Origin of the sequence: Erythrobacter crassostreae (genome assembly GCF_019204045.1) — a bacterium.
In the GTDB taxonomy this organism is placed as follows: Bacteria; Pseudomonadota; Alphaproteobacteria; order Sphingomonadales; family Sphingomonadaceae; genus Erythrobacter; species Erythrobacter crassostreae.
Genome location: NZ_JAGSPC010000001.1, coordinates 2,066,701 through 2,084,599, shown reverse-complemented (window position 1 = coordinate 2,084,599; position 17,899 = coordinate 2,066,701). Strand labels below are relative to the sequence as shown.

Below are 17,899 nucleotides of genomic sequence, written 5' to 3'. Positions count from 1 at the left end.
AAGCTGCTAAATTGACAAAAGCTAAGCTTCGATTTCGCGCCTATTTCTGGCTGATGGACATATGCCTTTTCTTCGCGGCATTCGGCCTCGTCGATTGGATCATTGATCCATACGATCCAGGTAACGCGCCCGGTTGGTATGATATACTCGCAGTTTTGGTGCTTTTTTTCAACGGGTTAGTGCCGCTATTCCTAATGGTCGCGAAATTCATGCGGGACGATTATGCCGAGGGCCTTTGGCGGCGGTCGCTTGTGATTTTGGCCTATGGCGTCGCCATAGTTCCCCCCATACTCGTCATCGCCCCCTGGGTTCTTTATTGGTCTTTCAGCCCCTTCGACATCAGCCTACCCGCGAGCTACCTGGCGTTTGAAGATTTCTTCTACGATCAGGATTTCAAAGCCTATGTTGTTATAGGAAAGACATGGCTGACGTTTATGCTGCTCTTTGTTGGCATCTTCCAGTTTCTGCGTTGGCGCGATAGCCGATGAAGAACCGCCTCAAAGTCCTCCGTGCGGAACGTGACTGGAGTCAGGCCGAGCTGGCTGTCCAGCTTGATGTGTCGCGTCAGGCGGTGAACGCTATTGAAACGGGCAAGCACGACCCTTCCCTGCCTCTGGCATTTCGGATTGCAAGGCTGTTCGACATGTCGATTGAGCAAGTGTTCGACGACGAAGCAACATAGCCACCGTTAAACTTACGGCCACAACCCATATTCTAAAGCTCCCTTGAAAGGACTACCTCCATGAAACTCCGCTCAATCCTTACCGCATCTGCCGCCGCTGCCGCTCTGTTTGCGGGCGCGCCAGCCATCGCTCAACAAACCACTCAGCCTGTTGAGGACGAAAAAGTCCTCGCCTCTGAAAAAGAGATGGAAGAGGCCACCGGCGTGCCCGCGATGTGGAAAGTCGCGGATGAAGACACGACGATCTTTCTCTTCGGCACGGTTCACACCCTGCCGGATGATGTAAACTGGAAAACCGAGACCGTGAGCGCTGCAATCGCGAGTTCGGATTCGCTCGTCACCGAAATCGATATGACTCCTGAAAGCATGCAAGCGGCTGGTCAAATGATGGCCGCGAAAGGTATGTTGACTGATGGCCAAACGTTGCGCGGACTGATGAATGATGAGCAGCGCGCTACGTTCGAGGCTGGTCTTGGCAAAATCGGTATTCCTGCCGCTGCATTCGACAAGTTGGAGCCATGGTTCGCTTCAATCGCCATGCTGCAAGTTGTTACGCAAGCATCGGGATTTGACGATTCCAAAGGCGTTGAAACAGTGCTCGAGTCCACCATCAGTGAAGGCACCGAGCGCGTCGCATTGGAAACAATCGACTTCCAGATCTCTGTGTTTGACGAATTGCCGATGGACCAGCAGGTTCTGTTCCTACTCGAAGGAGCGGAGGATCCGCTTGCAGCAATCGAAACGCTCAACCAGCTCGTCGGCGTCTGGGCATCGGGCAAAGTCGAAGAGTTGGGCGTAATGATGAACGAAGGTTTCATGACGCACCCGAACCTTGCCGAACGCCTGCTGTATGAGCGCAACGCCAACTGGGCCGAATGGATCGACACGCGTCTGGATACACCGGGTACCGTTTTCATCGCGGTTGGCGCTGGCCACCTTGCCGGTGAACGCAGCGTTCAGGAGTACCTCGCCAACCGCGACATTGAGGCCACGCGAGTGCAATGATCAGGCGCCTTTTGCGAGTATGCGGACTGACACTCGGAGCGCTGGCTATTGCCGGTTGCTCCGAGTCTTCCCTTGATAACGAGCCGCAGACGCCCCCCAATCCGCCGCTTTATGAAATCAGCAACGCAGACGGCGATGTTGAAGGATGGATGCTGGGCACGATCCACGCCCTGCCCGACGGGGTGGAATGGCGTACCGACGCAATTGAGGGAGTGATTGACCGCGCAGACTTCGCAATTGTTGAGGTCGCTAATCTGAATGACAGCACTGCAATCTCATCAGTTTTCACTGTTCTCGCTGTAACATCCCAGCAGCAACCTGAATTGCCCGAAAGGGTGAATGAAGAGCTTAAGACACCTTTGTATGAACTGATCGCGAAGTCGGACTATTCCGACTACGACTTTTCAGCGACGGAAACTTGGGCCGCTGCGTTGATGCTCGCCCGAACGCAATCAACCGGCGATCCGGCCAACGGTGTCGACCGCGCTATTATCAGCGACTTCGCAGATCGCAGCGTGATCGAGCTCGAAGGCGCGCTTAATCAGTTGCGGATATTCGACGGGCTGGACGAAGAAGACCAACGCGCTCTTTTGGAGGGGGTCGTAACGGCGTCAATCGACGAAGAAAGCGATCCAGCGCAATTGCGCAACGCATGGCTGACTGGCGACAATTCTGTTCTGGAGGAAGCCACCCGAACGGGCATCATGGCCGATCCCGAATTGCATCAGGCATTAATACAAGACCGCAACGAAGACTGGGCGGAAAAGATCGAAGTGACGCTCGCCAAGCCGGCAAAGCCTCTAATCGCTGTGGGAGCAGGACACCTTGTTGGCGCGAACAGCCTCAACTCGATGCTCGAAGCGCGCGGTTTCACCGTCCGGCGGATAGAGCAAATTCCCTTGCCATAGCGCCCTTCCCCCTGTAACGGCCCGCTCTTCGATGTCTCGGTCATCCCTGGAGGCGGACATTGCAATGAAGTATTTCAAACACGCATTCGAAAGGCACGTATCATGAGCGACGCTCTTACACTGCCGGCTGAAACGCGCGAACGGGCAGGCAAGGGAGCCTCCCGAGCACTTCGCCGCGAAGGTCGGGTACCCGCTGTTATTTATGGCGGGAACGAAGAACCAATCAAAATCCACCTCGAAGAAAAAGAACTGGTCCGTCAGTTGATGACCGGTCAATTCATGAATTCGATCGTTCAGGTCGAAATTGGTGGTGATCCGGTTCGTTCCATCCCGAAAGACGTTGCTCTGCATCCGGTCTCCGATCGCCCAATCCACGTCGATTTCCTTCGTCTGTCGAAAGACGCGAAGATCGAAGTTCAGATTCCGGTTGTCTTCATCAACGAAGAAGAATCGCCTGGCCTTAAGAAGGGCGGCGTTCTTAACGTGGTCCGTCACGATCTCGACCTTATCTGTAAGTCGGATGCGATCCCTGATCAGATCGAAATCGACGTTACCGGCAAGGAAGTCGGCGATTCGATCCACATCAGCGAAGTCACTCTTCCTGATGGCAGCGAAAGCGCCATCACCGATCGTGACTACACCATCGCCACACTCGTTGCTCCGTCAGCGCTCAAGAAGAGCGAAGATGAGGAAGAAGCTGAGGGCGAAGGCGAAGAAGTGGCAGCTGACGCTGTTGAAGCCACCTCTCAGAAAGCTGACGAAGAAGGCGGCGACAGCCAATAAGCTGACGCACTTCTTTCCAGCACAAATCACCAAGATGCCGGGCCCTTCGCGGGGTTCGGCATTTTTGTTTCCGCATGCGCATCCGCGCATGCGATTTCCTCGGCCCTTTTGGGCCTGCGGGCGCCCGGTCGGGCTAGCGGTCGCTGGCGCGACCGAGCTGCTCGACCAAGTCAATGTGCATCATTCAATTTCGGAACCGAAAGGTTCCGCAGGGCCGACTGGCCGCCCGAGCTATTGCGGAGAAGCGAAGCGGGCCGGATGGCCCGCGCCCGGCGCTTGAGGGGCAGGCAAAGCCTGCTAAAGAACAAAAATGCAAATTTGGGCAGGCCTTGGAAATCCCGGACCGCGTTACGCGCTTCACCGGCACAATATCGGCTTTTTGGCGATGGATGTTATCGCTGACATGCATGACTTTGGCGCGATCCAGAAAAAGTTCTCTGGCTGGGTTCAGGAAGGCCGGATCGGGACGGAAAAAATCCTGCTGCTTAAACCCGCGACATTCATGAACGAGAGCGGACGCAGCGTTGGTGAGGCTTTGCGCTTTTACAAACTCGAAACCGATGCACTCACCGTGTTCCATGACGAGCTAGACCTTGCGCCTTTTAAAGTGAAGGTAAAGCAAGGCGGCGGCCACGCAGGGCATAACGGCCTTCGATCAATCGATAGCCACCTTGGCCCCGATTTCCGCCGTGTTCGCATCGGCATCGGCCACCCCGGCCACAAAGATCGGGTGCACGGCCATGTCCTCGGCAACTATGCAAAGTCGGAACAGGATGATCTAGCGCAAATGCTCGGCGGACTTGGCGCAGAGGCACCATGGCTTGCCGAGGGCAACGACCCGCGCTTCATGAGCGAGATGGCCCTGCGGATGCAGGCCGATTAATCATGCAGCGGATAATGGTCATCGGCCCCTGCGGCGCGGGCAAAAGCACGGTGTCCGGCAAACTGGCGGCCATGCTGGATCTGCCGTTGATCCATATCGATCAGCTCCACTGGAGCGCCGGCTGGGTTGAAGGTGGCCGTGAAGAACTAAAGACCTCACTCGGGTCGATCACCGCGCAGGATCGTTGGGTCATTGATGGCAATTACAAAGGATCAATGGATGTCCGGTTGGAGCGTGCGGACACCGTAGTATATCTCGATTACCCCATCCCCCTTTGCTTCTGGCGCGCTGTAAAACGCGTTTGGAAGTATCACGGGCGCAGCCGTCCAGACATGACTGAAGGCTGCCCAGAACGCTTCGATCCGGAATTCTTCCTCTACATCATCAATTGGAACCGCAAGGTGCGCCCCATAACAGAGGCCTTGCTGGCAAAGACACAAACGCCGATACTGCGCTTCAAACACCCTGATGCCTTGGAGGCATGGCTCAATTCACTGGAGACCACAGCATGACCCAGATCAACCGCCGCACACTTCTTGCCGGAGCAGCCGCAACGGGCGCCCTCGCCGCGACTTCCACACTTTCTGCTGAAGATGTGATCACTGCGAAGCCGAATTTCGAAGGCAAAAGCATCCTGATCACAGGCTGCTCGACCGGTTTTGGCCGAATGGCTTCTGAGTACTACGCTCGTATGGGCGCGCGCGTTTTCGCTACGATGCGCAACGTCCCCCGCGCCGAAGCCGAAGAATTGACCCAGATCGCTATCGACGAGCAGCTTGATCTGCATGTGATCGAAATCGACGTGACTTCGGATGAGCAAGTCGAAGTGGGCGTGGCCAAGGCAATGGAGATCAATGGCGGCCCATTGGACGTGCTGATCAACAATGCCGGTATCTCTTTTGGCGGGCCTATCGAGATTCAGGACATGGAGGCGACGCAGCTGACATTCGACACCAATGTGTTTGGGCCGCATCGGATGGCCCGCGCCGTTCTGCCGTCAATGCGAGAGGCTAAAAGTGGCCTGATCATCAACGTGTCATCGCAGCTTGGTCGGGTAATCGTGCCTGCATACGGTCAATACTCTCCAACGAAATTTGCACTCGAAGCGATGAGCGAAAGCCTGGCGTATGAGTTAGTCCCACACGGCATTGAAGTAACCGTGATCGAGCCGGGCGGCTATCCGACGATGATCTGGAAGAACGCCAACGAAAACAGCTTGGCATTGCTTGGCCGCGCAGAGGAAAAACACACCGCTGGCTATGCGGCATTGATCGAACAGCTTGGTAGCCGCTCCGGCGGCGGTTCAACCGATCCAATGGATGTCCCGCGCGCGATGGCGGAAGTGATTGCCATGCCCGCCGGTACGCGCCCGCTTCGCCGCGCTGTGCATCCCGGTGCGAAACCGCAGCTTCCGATCAACGATCTCACGGCAAAGGTGCAGGTCGGTTGGCTCGGCGAGTCAGGGTATGGGCCGTGGATCAAGGCAGTTCATAACGTCTGATGACGCATCTCGACGGGTACGAAGACATACCCTTTCCGTTTGAGAAGTTATCACCGCAAGAAGGCGAATTGACCTGGATAAAGGAATTTGAAGACAGCCTGATCGAAGGGGCTGTCCTCGAATTTCCAATCCTGCATGCAGAGCTGCCCGGGGATCTGACGGATTGGACAATAATCGATCGGGACCGCGGGACAACGCTTTCGCTGGAAGCGACGTTGCCGTTCAGAACCGCAGAAGATCTAGCCGGATCGGAGTTCCGCCCGGAAAGGGAAAATCTGGAAGCCTTTACAGGCAGCGTGTATCTCGGTGACCGTCATCACTTGATCGATCTTCACAGGATCGCATTTGAGAAGTCCGGCGAGGGTCTGATCGTGACCTGCGATTGCCTCGTGGCGCTCACCAATGAAGGGCTCGGCGCAGGTGACGACATCGAATATGACGATACCGAATGGAGCTTTTCCGCTCCGCTATCGGTAAAAGAGCAAATCCATAATTACCGAGCGGGCAAGTCTCCAACGATTGCCGGCCGCGTAGCGGGTATGATTGCGAAAGTAATCGGCAAGACGCGCTGAGCGCGGCGAGACAGATCGAAATTGCGTCCCGCTTTGACGCAGAGCCCCAATCAAACTTGTCGTTATTCAAACAGAACTTACCCGTCCGCGTGAAACGCTTTGTGGGAGTTCCCGATGTTCATACGCCGCTCTATTCGAATTGGCCTAGGCGGCCTCGTCCTTGCCAATTGCCTGTCCGCACCTGCTTTGGCTGCGGACGATATGACTTCGGGGAATTCGAGCAACGGATCGCTCGTTACAAGCAGCACATCAAGCACAACCGGCACACTCAATCCGAATTTGCCAATCAGCTCCACTGGCGGCACCTCCACAACATCGGGATTTTGCATTCCCGGCGGTCTAGGTTGCGGCCCCGATAGCGGCTTGACTCCGATCGGCACAGAAGTGCCAGAGCCATCGGCATTGGCGCTGATGCTTTTGGGATTGGGATTGATCGCTGGCCGGTCATTGAGGCGCCGCCGCAAGCTCGCTTGCTGACTGGAGCGGTAACTCGCAAGGCAACCCTGCTTCCAAAGATTGCTTAACCGGACTGCCCCGTCTACAGGCGCGTTCGTTCAAACAATTTTATACATCCGAGAGCGATCATGGGTTTCAAATGCGGGATCGTGGGCCTTCCCAATGTGGGCAAGTCCACCCTTTTCAATGCACTGACAGAGACGCAGGCTGCGCAGGCTGCAAACTATCCATTCTGCACGATTGAGCCGAATGTCGGCCAGGTCGCCGTTCCGGATGAACGCCTCGACAAGATTGCCACCATTGCCAGCAGCGCGAAAGTGATAGCTACGCAGCTTGGTTTTGTCGATATTGCGGGCCTCGTCAAAGGTGCGAGCGCTGGCGAAGGTCTAGGCAACCAGTTCCTTGGCAATATCCGTGAAGTTGACGCGATTGTTCACGTGCTGCGCTGTTTTGAAGACGACGATATTCAGCACGTCTCCAACAAAGTCGATCCGCTGGCCGATGCCGAGGTGGTCGAAACCGAGCTGATGCTCGCTGATCTCGAAAGCCTCGAAAAGCGCGTTCCCAATGCCGAGAAACGCGGCAAAGCTGGCGACAAAGAAGCCAAAGCGCTCGCCAGCGTTTTGGGCCAAGCGCTCGAATTGCTCAAAGATGGCAAGCCTGCGCGCCTGACCGAGCCAAAGGACGATGAGGAAGAGCGACTGTTCGAACAAGCGCAGCTGCTGACCGCAAAGCCGGTGCTCTATGTCTGCAACGTCGCCGAAGAAGAAGCATCAGAAGGCAATGATCTGTCAGCCAAAGTTTTCGCCAAAGCGGAAGCCGAAGGCGCACAGGCAGTCGTCGTCTCTGCCGCCATCGAAGCCGAACTGGTCGAGATGCCGATGGAAGATCGCGCCGAATATCTGACCGAGCTTGGCCTTGAAGAAAGCGGCCTCGCCCGTGTGATCCGCGCTGGATACACGCTGCTCGGCCTGAAAACCTTCTTCACCGCAGGTCCGAAAGAGTCGCGAGCATGGACGTTCCCCGATGGCGCGAAAGCACCGCAAGCGGCCGGCGAGATCCACACGGACTTTGAACGCGGTTTCATCCGCGCCGAAACCATCGCCTATGATGACTACGTCGGACTGGGCGGCGAAAGCGCCGCGCGCGATGCCGGCAAACTGCGTCAGGAAGGCAAAGAATACGTCGTTCAGGACGGCGACGTGATGCTGTTCAAATTCAACGTTTAGCGACTGCTATCCCGGAAGCGCTGGCAACGCGCATTCCGCCGTTTCCTGACGTTTGAACCGAAGCTGCGCGAAGACATCGGGCGATGTTGCGCGGTCTATTGAAACGATCAGGATTGGCCCGTCGCACTTGTCGCGCTGGTCCTGTAAAGCCTCGCATTCATAATGTAGCTCTCTCGGGGAAGCACGTTCGCGTGCATCGGCGTCTCGTATACATTTCGACGTGATGGCGAGTAGCGCATCAACCGCAATTGGTTTGTGATCGAGACCATATGCGCGAAACCGCATTTCTTTGAGCGCAGCGACGTCATTCGCCATAATTGCACGAGCAGCGTCTCGCACCAGATCACTGCTTTGCGCTGCGAGCGCGCTCGATGGAAGCAAAGCGAGCGCGCACGCTGCGAACAAGCTTGGGCGATTCAAGGTTTTGATCGATCGCTGGATCATGCGCCGATCACTGACCGAAAGGATTGGTGTTGGTCGGCTTTTGCGGCAGCGGTTCGCGCGGCAAAGTATCCTTATCATTCGCCGCTGCGAGCAACATCCCTGCCATCACAACCGAAGCCTGACGCAAATCGTCTGGCCGCAAATGGTCGAACGTATCGGCGTTGGTATGATGCAGGCGCGAGCCGTAATCGAGTGGGTCCTGAATGAATTGAAATCCAGGAAGCCCGACAGCCTGAAACATGATGTGGTCTGTGCCGCCGGTCGCGCCTGCCACCACATGCTTGGCCCCAAGACCATTAAACGGCTTCATCCATTTCTCTAACATCGGGATCGCGCCGATGTTTTCTTCTGCGTGGATGCCGCGAAACTTGCCCGATCCATTGTCCATGTTGAAGTAGGCTTTCATGTCGTAAAAGCCGGGCTTCGGTGTGACAGGATATAGCGTGCTCCAATTGGCGAGCAGTTCAGCGTTAGACAGCCCCTCTTCGCCCGCTCGCTCAACGATGTGTTGGCGAACATAGGCGAGCGACCCGTACAACCCTTGCTCTTCCGCTCCCCAAAGAGCGATGCGAATTGTCCGCTTTGGCCGCTTGCCCAGCGTCTTGATAATCCGCGCCGCTTCCAAAGCTGTCACAACGCCTGATGCATTATCAACCGCGCCATCTGCGCCATGCCAGCTATCGATATGCGCGCCGGCCATCACGTATCCGGCCCGTGGATCGGTGCCGCGAATTTCGCCGATAATGTTGTAGGATTTCGTATCGCCATCGATGAAACGCACACGCGTATCGACCCGCAGCCGCGGGGCCTCGCCGCCGATCGCGAGGCGAGCCAGACGACGGTAATCCTCAGCCGCGATTTCAACACCCGGAAGGGTCTGCGTATTGCCGACCTCGTGGTTGTAGCCTGTTCCGTGGAGCAGTTTGGCATCCCGGTAAGAGATTTTCGCCCAGGCAATTGCTCCTTCGCTGGCAAGAAATTCATCCAGCTGTTTCGGGAACGTTTTGATCGAATTCACGAACCGCGCAAAGCCTCCGGGGCCATCCGGATTGTGCTGAGGAATGGCGATCAAATCACGCGAACTGATGTCATCATCTTCGAGCCTGCGAAACGTCACCTGTGATGGCTCGTTACCCGTCCCCGGACGCGAAATGAGGACGATCTTGCCCTCCAGCTTGCCGCGATAAGCCTCAAACTGACCGGGGCTGGAAATTGGCGCAACGATCACTTCGCCTTCAACCGGACCTTCTGTGCCCGGCGTCCATGCGACAGGAATCGCAGTGAGTTCCAGAGGGCGCGGCCCCATCATTTCGACGTTCGAGGAAATCACTTCCCACCCGCGGCCAAACTCGAACCCTTCCTTTCGGACGTTTTCGAGGCCCAGCTCTTTCATCTTCGCAACGGCCCACGCTTCCGCTTTGCGCATATTGGTGGAGTTGGTGAGGCGCGGCCCGATATCGTCGACCAGTTCGTGCGCCATCTGCTGAATTTGCGAGCGGTTCAGGCCTTCATCGATAATCTGCGCGTTGTCGCCAGCTTCCTCGGCAAAAGCACCGACAGGAACCACAGCAAAAGCAAGCGCGCTGCACGCAAGAACGGTACGAAGAGATTTCATGGAATTGCGCCCCCAAATTCGGATTGAAGGCCTGCTTAACCGCCTCAATGCCGTCCGAAAAGCTTTTCTACATCTTCCATATCGAGCTTAACCCAAGTGGGCCGGCCATGATTGCACTGGCCTGATCGCGGGGTGGCCTCCATTTCGCGCAACAACGCGTTCATTTCGGCGACCGAAAGCACCCGCCCTGCCCGTACCGATCCATGGCACGCCATGGTTGCGAGAACATATTCCAGCTTTTCAGAGAGCAGCAGCGCGCCGCTCTCCTCATTCTTGCCGTGCTTGGCGATGTCATCGGCGAGGTCTTGCAGCAGCTTGCCCGAATCCGCCTTTGAAATGGCCGCCGGTACGGCGCGGACCAGCATCGCAGCTGGGCCGAAACGTTCGACATTCAAACCAAATCGAGCAAGGCCCTCGGCTGCGTCTTCCAGACGGTCGCAGTCCGCCTCATCCATTTCGACAACGTCCGGGACCAGCAAGGCCTGAGAGCGCGAGATTGTGTCGCCCGTGCCCGCAGCCCGCAAACGTTCGAGAACGAGGCGCTCATGCGCGGCGTGTTGGTCGACGAGCACCAGCCCGTCTTTGCTTTCGGCGACGATGTATGTGTTGGCGACTTGGCCACGTGCGATGCCGAGCGGATAATCCTGATCACCTTCAGCAATTGGCGCCGCCTCTTCAGCGCGCCCCGTTGGCAATGCATCGGATGATTGCGGTGTCCATTCAGGGCGCGATTCCGAAACGCGGGATTGCGAAGCGGACCAATCGCGGCCCTCGAACATGGATCTCAGTGCGGGCGCAGGTTCGGCCTGAGCCGGTTCCTGCTGCCAACGCTCCATCGCTTTGCGATCCGGCCCCTGCGCACTGCGGCGGTCACCTGTTGCGAGCGCTTGCCTTAGGCCAGACACAATAAAGCCGCGCACTGCACTGGCGTCGCGGAACCGCACCTCCGTTTTCGCGGGATGGACATTCACATCAACATCTTGCGGCGGAACATCGAGAAACAGCGCGAGCACTGCGTGCCGATCCCGCGCAAGCATATCTGAGTATGCGCCTCGAACGGCTCCGGTTAGCAGGCGGTCTTTCACCGGGCGGCCATTCACAAACAGATATTGATGATCGGCGACGCCGCGATTGTATGTCGGCAGGCCCGCAATACCCGTCAGCCGCATTTCACCGTGAGGCGTTTCCCGCATCATATCGATGGCGACTGCGTTGTCTTTCAATTCGCGCGCGATGATCTGAGACACACGGGTTGCAAGCGGTTCGTCGGCCTGCGTGGTCAACGCTTTGCGCGTCTTGCCTTCTGCCCCGTTTTCGAGGGTGAATGCGATTTCAGGCCGCGCCATAGCAAGTCTGCGAACAATATTGAGGCAAGCAATGTATTCGCTGCGCGGTGTGCGAAGGAATTTGCGGCGCGCTGGTATCTTGGCAAAGAGGTTCTCAACGCGAACCCGCGTTCCCGGTGGAAGCGCGGCTGGCCCCTCTTCCACGACCTCGCCGTGATCCAGCACCATGCGCCAGCCATCATCGGCCCCGCGCACGCGGCTTTCGATGGTCAGCCGCGCGACACTGGCGATGGACGGCAGAGCTTCCCCGCGAAAGCCAAGGGTCGCCACCATCTCGATCTGCTCATCCGGCAATTTGGATGTTGCATGCCGCTCTAGAGCGAGCATCATATCGTCACGGTCCATGCCGCAGCCGTCATCGGTAACCTCGAAACGGCTCAATCCGCCATCGGTTAGCACCACAGCGATTCGCGCCGATCCGGCATCGATCGCGTTCTCGACCAGCTCTTTAAGCGCAGAAGCGGGCCGTTCCACCACCTCTCCGGCGGCAATACGGTTCACTAAAGTCTCTGGAAGGCGGCGAATTTGCGGCATTTGTCGCAAACTAGACGTCATGCGCCGCAAATTCGAGGGCAACCGTGCAAAATTACGTTTCGCGTCAACAATTATTTTGGCGTTTTTGCCACGCATTCGCTAGGCGCATTACATATTGTGAATATGGGGTCACACGTCTTGCAGGGGGTCTGCGAGACACCACCCCGACTTAACGGAAAAAACGACAAAATGAGTTTCCTCTCAAACTTCTTCAAATTCGGTTCGCAGAACATGGCGATTGACCTCGGAACGGCGAACACGCTGGTCTATGTTCAGGATCAAGGCATCGTGCTGAATGAGCCGAGCGTTGTTGCCATCGAAACGATCAACGGCATCAAACGCGTCAAGGCTGTCGGCGATGATGCGAAGATGATGATGGGCAAGACGCCGGACAGCATCGAAGCGATCCGCCCGCTGCGTGATGGCGTGATCGCCGACATCGAAATTGCCGAGGAAATGATCAAGCACTTCATCCGCAAGGTGCACGGCAAACGGAACCTGTTCCGCTATCCCGAGATCGTGATTTGTGTGCCATCGGGTTCGACCTCTGTTGAAAAGCGCGCGATCCGCGATGCAGCTTCCAATGCGGGCGCTTCGGAAGTTCACCTTATCCTTGAGCCGATGGCAGCTGCTATTGGCGCCGATATGCCTGTGACAGAGCCGGTTGGCTCAATGGTCGTGGACATTGGCGGCGGTACGACCGAAGTCGCGGTGCTTTCGCTGCGCGGCCTTGCCTACACCACATCGGTTCGCACCGGCGGCGACAAGATGGACGAAGCGATTGTTTCGTATGTGCGCCGGCATCACAACCTGCTGATCGGTGATGCGACTGCAGAGCGGATCAAGAAAGACTACGGTATTGCAGTTGTGCCAGAAGACGGCATTGGCGAGACAATCACTCTCAAAGGCCGCGACCTTGTGAACGGCGTGCCAAAAGAGATCACGATCAATCAGGCCCATGTTGCGGAGGCTCTTTCCGAACCAATCGGGGCCATCGTCGAAGGTGTACGGATTGCGTTGGAAAACACGGCACCAGAACTGGCCGCTGACATTGTTGATCAAGGTATTGTTCTCACCGGCGGCGGCGCATTGATCCGCCGTCTTGACGAGCACCTTCGCGAAGAAACCGGGTTGCCGGTATCCATCGCCGAAGACCCCCTCACCTGCGTTGCCATTGGCACCGGCCGGGCGATGGAAGATCCGATTTATCGCGGCGTATTAATGACCGCATAAACATTACCATCCGGCGGTGGACCGGATGCTTGATTAAAGGGGATAGCGGGCATGGCGCCGCCGTCATCGCGCCGATCATCGGGCTTTTCGAAAAGGGCCCAGTACTCGGTTTTTACCGGCTATTTGCTCGCCGGGCTTGGCGCATTGCTTGGCCTTGGCCTTCTTGCACTGTCACTTTGGCAGCCGTCTGCGTTTGCCCCGCTTAGAGGCGGGGCTCAGGACGTTGTCACAACCGTTGGTGAAGGCCCAGCGGTAGCCCGCAATGCCGGTGGCAGCACTTGGGATTCGATCAAAGGATATTTCAACGCAGGCAGCCAGAACGCGGCTTTGCGTGAAGAAGTCGAGCTTGCCCGGATCAAACTCGCTGAAGCCGAAGCCGTGGCGCAGGAAAACGAGCGCCTCAAATCGCTCGTCGCGCTTGCGGAGAGTGAAATTGAACCAGTCGCCGTAACCCGTCTCGTTGGCTCCAGCGCTACGAGCAGCCGGAGGTTCGCGTACATCGGAAAAGGCCGTTTGCAAGGGATCGAAGTAGGCATGCCCGTGCGCAGCCCGCGCGGTGTGGTAGGCCGCGTTCTCGAAGTGGCGCGCAGTTCTTCTCGCATTCTCCTCCTCACCGATTCCGAAAGCGTACTTCCGGTTCGGCGATCAAGCGACGACACCGTGGCCTTTGCCGAAGGGCGGGGAGACGGGATGGTCCGCATCCGGCTAATCAATCTGGGCCTGAACCCGCTCGAAATCGGTGACGTTTTCGTGACCAGCGGCGCTGGCGGGTATTACCGTCCCGGTGTTGCCGTTGCCGTTTTGACCGAACTCTCTCCTGACGGGGGCCTCGCGCGGCTCGTCGCAGCGCCTTCGGCAACGGACTTCGTCTCCGTTGAACCGATATACGTACCCGAAGCGGTGAATGCCTCCGAAATTGGACCGCAGGATTCGATTGTCGCGGCGGAGAACGAGGATTGAGAGACCGGCTCCGTTCTCCTCCTCAGCATAGTGCGAACCGGTTTGGCGGCGGTATCAACCGTGTCCAGTCGCCGTGGCGCGCGCAGACGATACCCTATGCTTCCATCGTCATCGCGTCGCTTCTGCCGGTCATACTGCTTGCCGATGTGATGCCTGTGCTGCCACCGCTTGGCTTTATGATGCTGATTGCGTGGCGGATTATGCGTCCTGGTTTTCTACCCCTGTGGGTAGGTGTACCGCTCGGTGCCGTTGATGATTTGGTGAGCGGCCAACCATTTGGCAGCGCCATTCTGCTATGGTCGGTTGCGATGATAGTGCTCGAATTGATTGAAAGCCGCTTCCCGTGGCGCGGATTTTGGCAAGACTGGTTCACCGCAGGTCTAGCGCTGGTGATCTATATCATTGTCGCAATGGTGGTTTCCGGCGCAACACTTACACTTCCGATGCTCTCGGCTGCCTTGCCGCAGGTTGTGATGGCAGTGCTGCTCTATCCGCTTCTCGCCCGTTTGATCGCGCGGCTTGACCTGTTCAGGCTTGCCCGTGCGCGAAGGGTCGGCTGATGTCTGGCCTGTTTAACCGTAAAGGGCCCAAACGGCGCGGCCCGACCATGAATGCGTCTAAGCTGAAAGGCGAATTTGATCGCCGCAGCGTTGTGATTGGAACCATTCAGGGCGGCGTCGGCATACTGCTTGCGGCCCGCATGGGTTACCTCGCGATTGCCGAAAACGAGAAATACCGGCTCGAGTCCGAAAGCAACCGCGTCAATCTGACTTTGATTCCGCCGCGCCGCGGCTGGATACTGGATCGCAACGGCGCGCCCCTCGCATCCAACCGTGCCGATTTCCGCGTTGATGTCATTCCGGAGCGCCTGACAGATGCCGAGGCGACAATCGACCAGATCGGTTCGCTGCTTGATTTGGAAGCAGACCGCATCGCCGACTTGAAGCAGGAAGTGACCGCTGCGCGCGGATTTGCTCCGGTCGAAATTGCCAGCGGGTTGGATTACGAACAATTCGCCGCGCTCAGCGTTCGCTTGCCCGATCTACAAGGCGTCGTTCCGCAGCGCGGCTTTTCCCGTTTCTATCCGACCGCTTCGACTGTCGGCCATTTGATCGGATATGTCGGCCCCGCTTCGGCTGAGGAATATGAAGAAGATCGCAGCCCAATCCTGATCACGCCCGGCTACAAAATCGGCAAAGACGGACTTGAAAAACAGTTCGAACAGGATTTGCGCGGCACGCCGGGTGCCAGACGTGTGGAGGTCACAGCCGCAGGCCGTATCATTCGCGACCTAGAGACACGTGACGATATCCAGGGTGACGCTGTCAAATTGACCATCGATGGCCCTTTGCAAGATTATGCCGCGCGCCGAATTGGCCTCGAAAGTGGGTCTGTGGTGGTGATGGATTGTCTGACGGGCGATCTGCTTTGCATGGCGAGCATGCCCAGCTTCGATCCGAACAGCTTTTCGGCCGGGATCGGCAGCCTTGAATATTCAATGCTACGCGAAGACCGCCGTGTTCCGCTGCGTAACAAAGTGCTCCAAGGTCTCTATCCGCCCGGTTCGACTGTGAAACCAATGCACTGCATGGCTTTCTTGAAAGCAGGTATTCAACCCAGCGAATCCATAGTGTGCGGGGGGGGTAGGCGGATTGGCAACCGGTTCTTCAACTGCTGGAGCAATCACGGCGTCGTCGACATGGGCAAGGCGATCTATCAAAGCTGTGACAGCTATTTCTATCATTTCGCGCAGCAAATCGGCTTCGATAAAGTCGCTGCCATGGCGAGCGATCTGGGCCTCGGAAAACAGTACCCACTTCCGGTGCAGTCCCAGTTTTATGGCACTGTTCCGACGCCAGATTGGAAACAAGAGAAATTCGACCGAGCATGGGCACCGTTCGATACGGTCAACGCCTCCATCGGACAGGGTTACTATCTGACCAGCCCGCTGCAACTCGCCGTAATGAGCGCGCGGCTCGCAACGGGAAAGCGGCTTAATCCGCGCCTCGTTCTGGACGGGTCGAGCAATGATCCTGCCAGCTACAATTTCCGCGATGACGAGATAAACTACATTCGCCAGGCGATGAGCGATGTGGTCAACGGACCGGGAACCGCAGGCCGGGGCCGATTGCCCTTCCCCGACATAAAAATGGCAGGCAAAACCGGAACCGCGCAGGTTGTGTCACTGAGCGTGTCCGACGGTCGCAGTGGCCCTTGGAAATATCGCGATCACGGCCTCTTCACGTTCTTTGCACCGCTCGAAAATCCGCGCTATGCCGGCGCGGTGGTGATTGAGCATGGCGGCGGTTCGGGTGCTGCCTATCCGATTGCGCGCGATGTGATGACCTTCATGTTCGATCCGGCGAAGGGGCTGGAAAAGCTTCAAGCTCTCGAAAGACAATGGGGCGGTACTGCGCAGCAAAGGCTTGAGAAACGCTATGCCGCGTATGCAAGCGAGCGCGGTGCGAGCGTCGCCCCGCCCCCAGCACGGGACGAGGATATATTTGATCGCGTTGAGGCTGAGGCTCGGCTTGAAGCAGAACGAACGCAAGAGATTGGCGAGGAATTTATTGCCCCTCGCCCCAACCCCGTCGCCTCCGGATCGCCTCCGCCCACTAACGGGCCTGGCGAATGAACGGGATTATCCCTGCGCCCATCGCGCGCCAGCCATGGGCGATGCTGATACCGCTGTTTCTGCTCGTCGCATTCGGCGCTGCGGTGCTGTATTCGGCAGCCGGTGGAGCGATGCAGCCTTACGCATCCTCTCACCTCGTCCGTTTTTCGGTATTTCTTCTGATGGCTTCGATCATCGCGTCCCTGCCGCGCGAATTTGTGAAGTTCATGACTTATCCGGCCTATATTGGCGTTCTGGTCCTCTTGGTGGCGGTTGAGGTCATTGGCCGGGTAGACGGCGGCAGCCAGCGCTGGCTCGATCTCGGCTTTATGGTGCTGCAACCGTCTGAATTGATGAAACCGGTGGTCGTCATCACCCTCGCCTATTTTTACTCTTCGTTGCCCGTTGGTCTGATTGCCAGTTGGCGCGCATTGATCATACCCGGCGCCATGATCGGGCTGCCAGTCGCGCTTGTCTTGCTACAGCCAGACCTGGGTACATCGCTGGCCATCGCATTTGGCGGAGGCGTCGTAATGCTTCTCGCAGGATTGCCGATACGCTGGTTTGTCTTCGGCGGCGGGGCCGCTGCTTTGGCGGCGCCGCTGGCGTTCTTTTTTGGCCTACAAGATTACCAGCAGCGGCGCGTTTTGACGATGTTCGATCCCGAAGCCGATCCCCTGGGCGCGAGCTACCACATCATCCAGTCCAAAATCGCTATCGGATCAGGGGGAATTTTTGGCAAAGGGTTCAACAATGGCTCGCAAAGCCATCTGCAATATCTGCCCGAACCTCACACCGATTTCGTATTCGCCACCATGGCTGAAGAATGGGGCTTAATCGGCGGGCTGTTCGTCCTTGCCGTATTCAGCATTATCCTGCGCTGGGGATGGGATGTAGCGCGCGCGGCTCAGGACCGGTTTTCAAGCCTGCTTGCCGCGGGAATGGTCGCCACCATATTTTTCTACATCGCGGTCAATCTTCTGATGGTTATGGGCTTTGCCCCAGTCGTCGGCATACCCTTGCCGTTTATGAGCCATGGCGGCTCTTCAATGTTGACCAATATGATCTGCATCGGGGCATTGATGATGGTGAACAGTTGGAACCGCAGAAATCCGCGCGGCGGGCTTTCGTAAG

General features: G+C 57.2%; 19 protein-coding genes. 16 read left to right on the top strand and 3 right to left on the bottom strand.

Annotated elements, in window-relative coordinates:
* Window positions 1–11 precede the first annotated feature (11 nt).
* The 11 genes from KCG46_RS10265 to ychF all read left to right on the top strand — a co-directional run bounded on the left by KCG46_RS10265 (window position 12) and on the right by ychF (window position 8,019).
* Window positions 12–488 carry a hypothetical protein gene (locus KCG46_RS10265; protein ID WP_218405126.1) on the top strand — a complete coding sequence of 159 codons (477 nt, stop codon included), beginning with the start codon at window positions 12–14 and terminating at the stop codon, window positions 486–488.
* Window positions 485–682, top strand: coding sequence for a helix-turn-helix transcriptional regulator (locus KCG46_RS10260; protein ID WP_218405125.1), 198 nt, complete (start codon window positions 485–487; stop codon window positions 680–682). Before KCG46_RS10265 ends, KCG46_RS10260 begins: the two co-directional genes overlap by 4 nt.
* 60 nt (window positions 683–742) lie before the next feature.
* Window positions 743–1,687 (top strand): TraB/GumN family protein, encoded by a 945-nt coding sequence (locus KCG46_RS10255; protein ID WP_218405124.1) that lies wholly within the window; start codon window positions 743–745, stop codon window positions 1,685–1,687.
* Window positions 1,684–2,595 (top strand): TraB/GumN family protein, encoded by a 912-nt coding sequence (locus KCG46_RS10250; protein ID WP_218405123.1) that lies wholly within the window; start codon window positions 1,684–1,686, stop codon window positions 2,593–2,595. Before KCG46_RS10255 ends, KCG46_RS10250 begins: the two co-directional genes overlap by 4 nt.
* 102 nt (window positions 2,596–2,697) lie before the next feature.
* The gene (locus KCG46_RS10245) at window positions 2,698–3,378 is read left to right on the top strand and encodes a 50S ribosomal protein L25/general stress protein Ctc (protein WP_218405122.1); all 681 of its coding nucleotides are present in this window, start codon (window positions 2,698–2,700) and stop codon (window positions 3,376–3,378) included.
* 310 nt (window positions 3,379–3,688) lie between these two features.
* Window positions 3,689–4,261 carry an aminoacyl-tRNA hydrolase gene (gene pth, locus KCG46_RS10240; RefSeq protein ID WP_218405121.1) on the top strand — a complete coding sequence of 191 codons (573 nt, stop codon included), beginning with the start codon at window positions 3,689–3,691 and terminating at the stop codon, window positions 4,259–4,261.
* Window positions 4,262–4,275: 14 nt separating this feature from the next.
* Complete coding sequence (locus KCG46_RS10235; RefSeq protein ID WP_218405120.1) at window positions 4,276–4,773, top strand: P-loop NTPase family protein; 498 nt, start codon at window positions 4,276–4,278, stop codon at window positions 4,771–4,773.
* Window positions 4,770–5,762, top strand: coding sequence for an SDR family oxidoreductase (locus KCG46_RS10230; RefSeq protein ID WP_218405119.1), 993 nt, complete (start codon window positions 4,770–4,772; stop codon window positions 5,760–5,762). Before KCG46_RS10235 ends, KCG46_RS10230 begins: the two co-directional genes overlap by 4 nt.
* On the top strand, window positions 5,762–6,334 hold the full coding sequence (locus tag KCG46_RS10225; protein ID WP_218405118.1) for a hypothetical protein: 573 nt from the start codon (window positions 5,762–5,764) through the stop codon (window positions 6,332–6,334). The genes KCG46_RS10230 and KCG46_RS10225 overlap by 1 nt, the downstream gene beginning before the upstream one ends.
* 114 nt (window positions 6,335–6,448) lie before the next feature.
* A complete protein-coding gene (locus KCG46_RS10220) occupies window positions 6,449–6,811 on the top strand; it encodes a PEP-CTERM sorting domain-containing protein (protein WP_218405117.1) in 363 nt (120 codons plus the stop codon).
* Window positions 6,812–6,918: 107 nt separating this feature from the next.
* Window positions 6,919–8,019, top strand: a complete 1,101-nt coding sequence (gene ychF, locus KCG46_RS10215) for a redox-regulated ATPase YchF (protein ID WP_218405116.1) — start codon at window positions 6,919–6,921, stop codon at window positions 8,017–8,019.
* A 6-nt stretch (window positions 8,020–8,025) separates the two neighbouring features.
* Here ychF and KCG46_RS10210 read toward each other — a convergent pair whose 3' ends face one another.
* The 3 genes from KCG46_RS10210 to mutL are packed head-to-tail and all read right to left on the bottom strand — an operon-like array spanning window position 8,026 to window position 11,958.
* On the bottom strand, window positions 8,026–8,463 hold the full coding sequence (locus KCG46_RS10210; protein WP_218405115.1) for a hypothetical protein: 438 nt from the start codon (window positions 8,461–8,463) through the stop codon (window positions 8,026–8,028).
* Window positions 8,464–8,470: 7 nt separating this feature from the next.
* The gene (locus KCG46_RS10205) at window positions 8,471–10,078 is read right to left on the bottom strand and encodes a M20/M25/M40 family metallo-hydrolase (protein ID WP_218405114.1); all 1,608 of its coding nucleotides are present in this window, start codon (window positions 10,076–10,078) and stop codon (window positions 8,471–8,473) included.
* Between the two features lie 44 nt (window positions 10,079–10,122).
* Entirely contained in the window at window positions 10,123–11,958 is a 1,836-nt protein-coding gene (mutL, locus tag KCG46_RS10200) for a DNA mismatch repair endonuclease MutL (RefSeq protein WP_218405113.1), read from the bottom strand.
* Window positions 11,959–12,147: 189 nt separating this feature from the next.
* On the opposite strand from mutL, the gene KCG46_RS10195 reads away from it, so the two are divergent.
* Genes KCG46_RS10195 through rodA form a run of 5 tightly spaced genes read left to right on the top strand, consistent with a single transcriptional unit; the run spans window position 12,148 to window position 17,898 of the window.
* Complete coding sequence (locus KCG46_RS10195) at window positions 12,148–13,191, top strand: rod shape-determining protein (RefSeq protein ID WP_218405112.1); 1,044 nt, start codon at window positions 12,148–12,150, stop codon at window positions 13,189–13,191.
* Window positions 13,192–13,242: 51 nt separating this feature from the next.
* Complete coding sequence (locus KCG46_RS10190) at window positions 13,243–14,151, top strand: rod shape-determining protein MreC (RefSeq protein WP_218405111.1); 909 nt, start codon at window positions 13,243–13,245, stop codon at window positions 14,149–14,151.
* Complete coding sequence (locus KCG46_RS10185) at window positions 14,148–14,711, top strand: rod shape-determining protein MreD (protein ID WP_218405110.1); 564 nt, start codon at window positions 14,148–14,150, stop codon at window positions 14,709–14,711. The genes KCG46_RS10190 and KCG46_RS10185 overlap by 4 nt, the downstream gene beginning before the upstream one ends.
* Entirely contained in the window at window positions 14,711–16,786 is a 2,076-nt protein-coding gene (gene mrdA / locus KCG46_RS10180; RefSeq protein ID WP_218405109.1) for a penicillin-binding protein 2, read from the top strand. Before KCG46_RS10185 ends, mrdA begins: the two co-directional genes overlap by 1 nt.
* Window positions 16,783–17,898, top strand: a complete 1,116-nt coding sequence (gene rodA / locus KCG46_RS10175) for a rod shape-determining protein RodA (protein WP_218405108.1) — start codon at window positions 16,783–16,785, stop codon at window positions 17,896–17,898. Before mrdA ends, rodA begins: the two co-directional genes overlap by 4 nt.
* Window position 17,899: the final 1 nt, after the last annotated feature.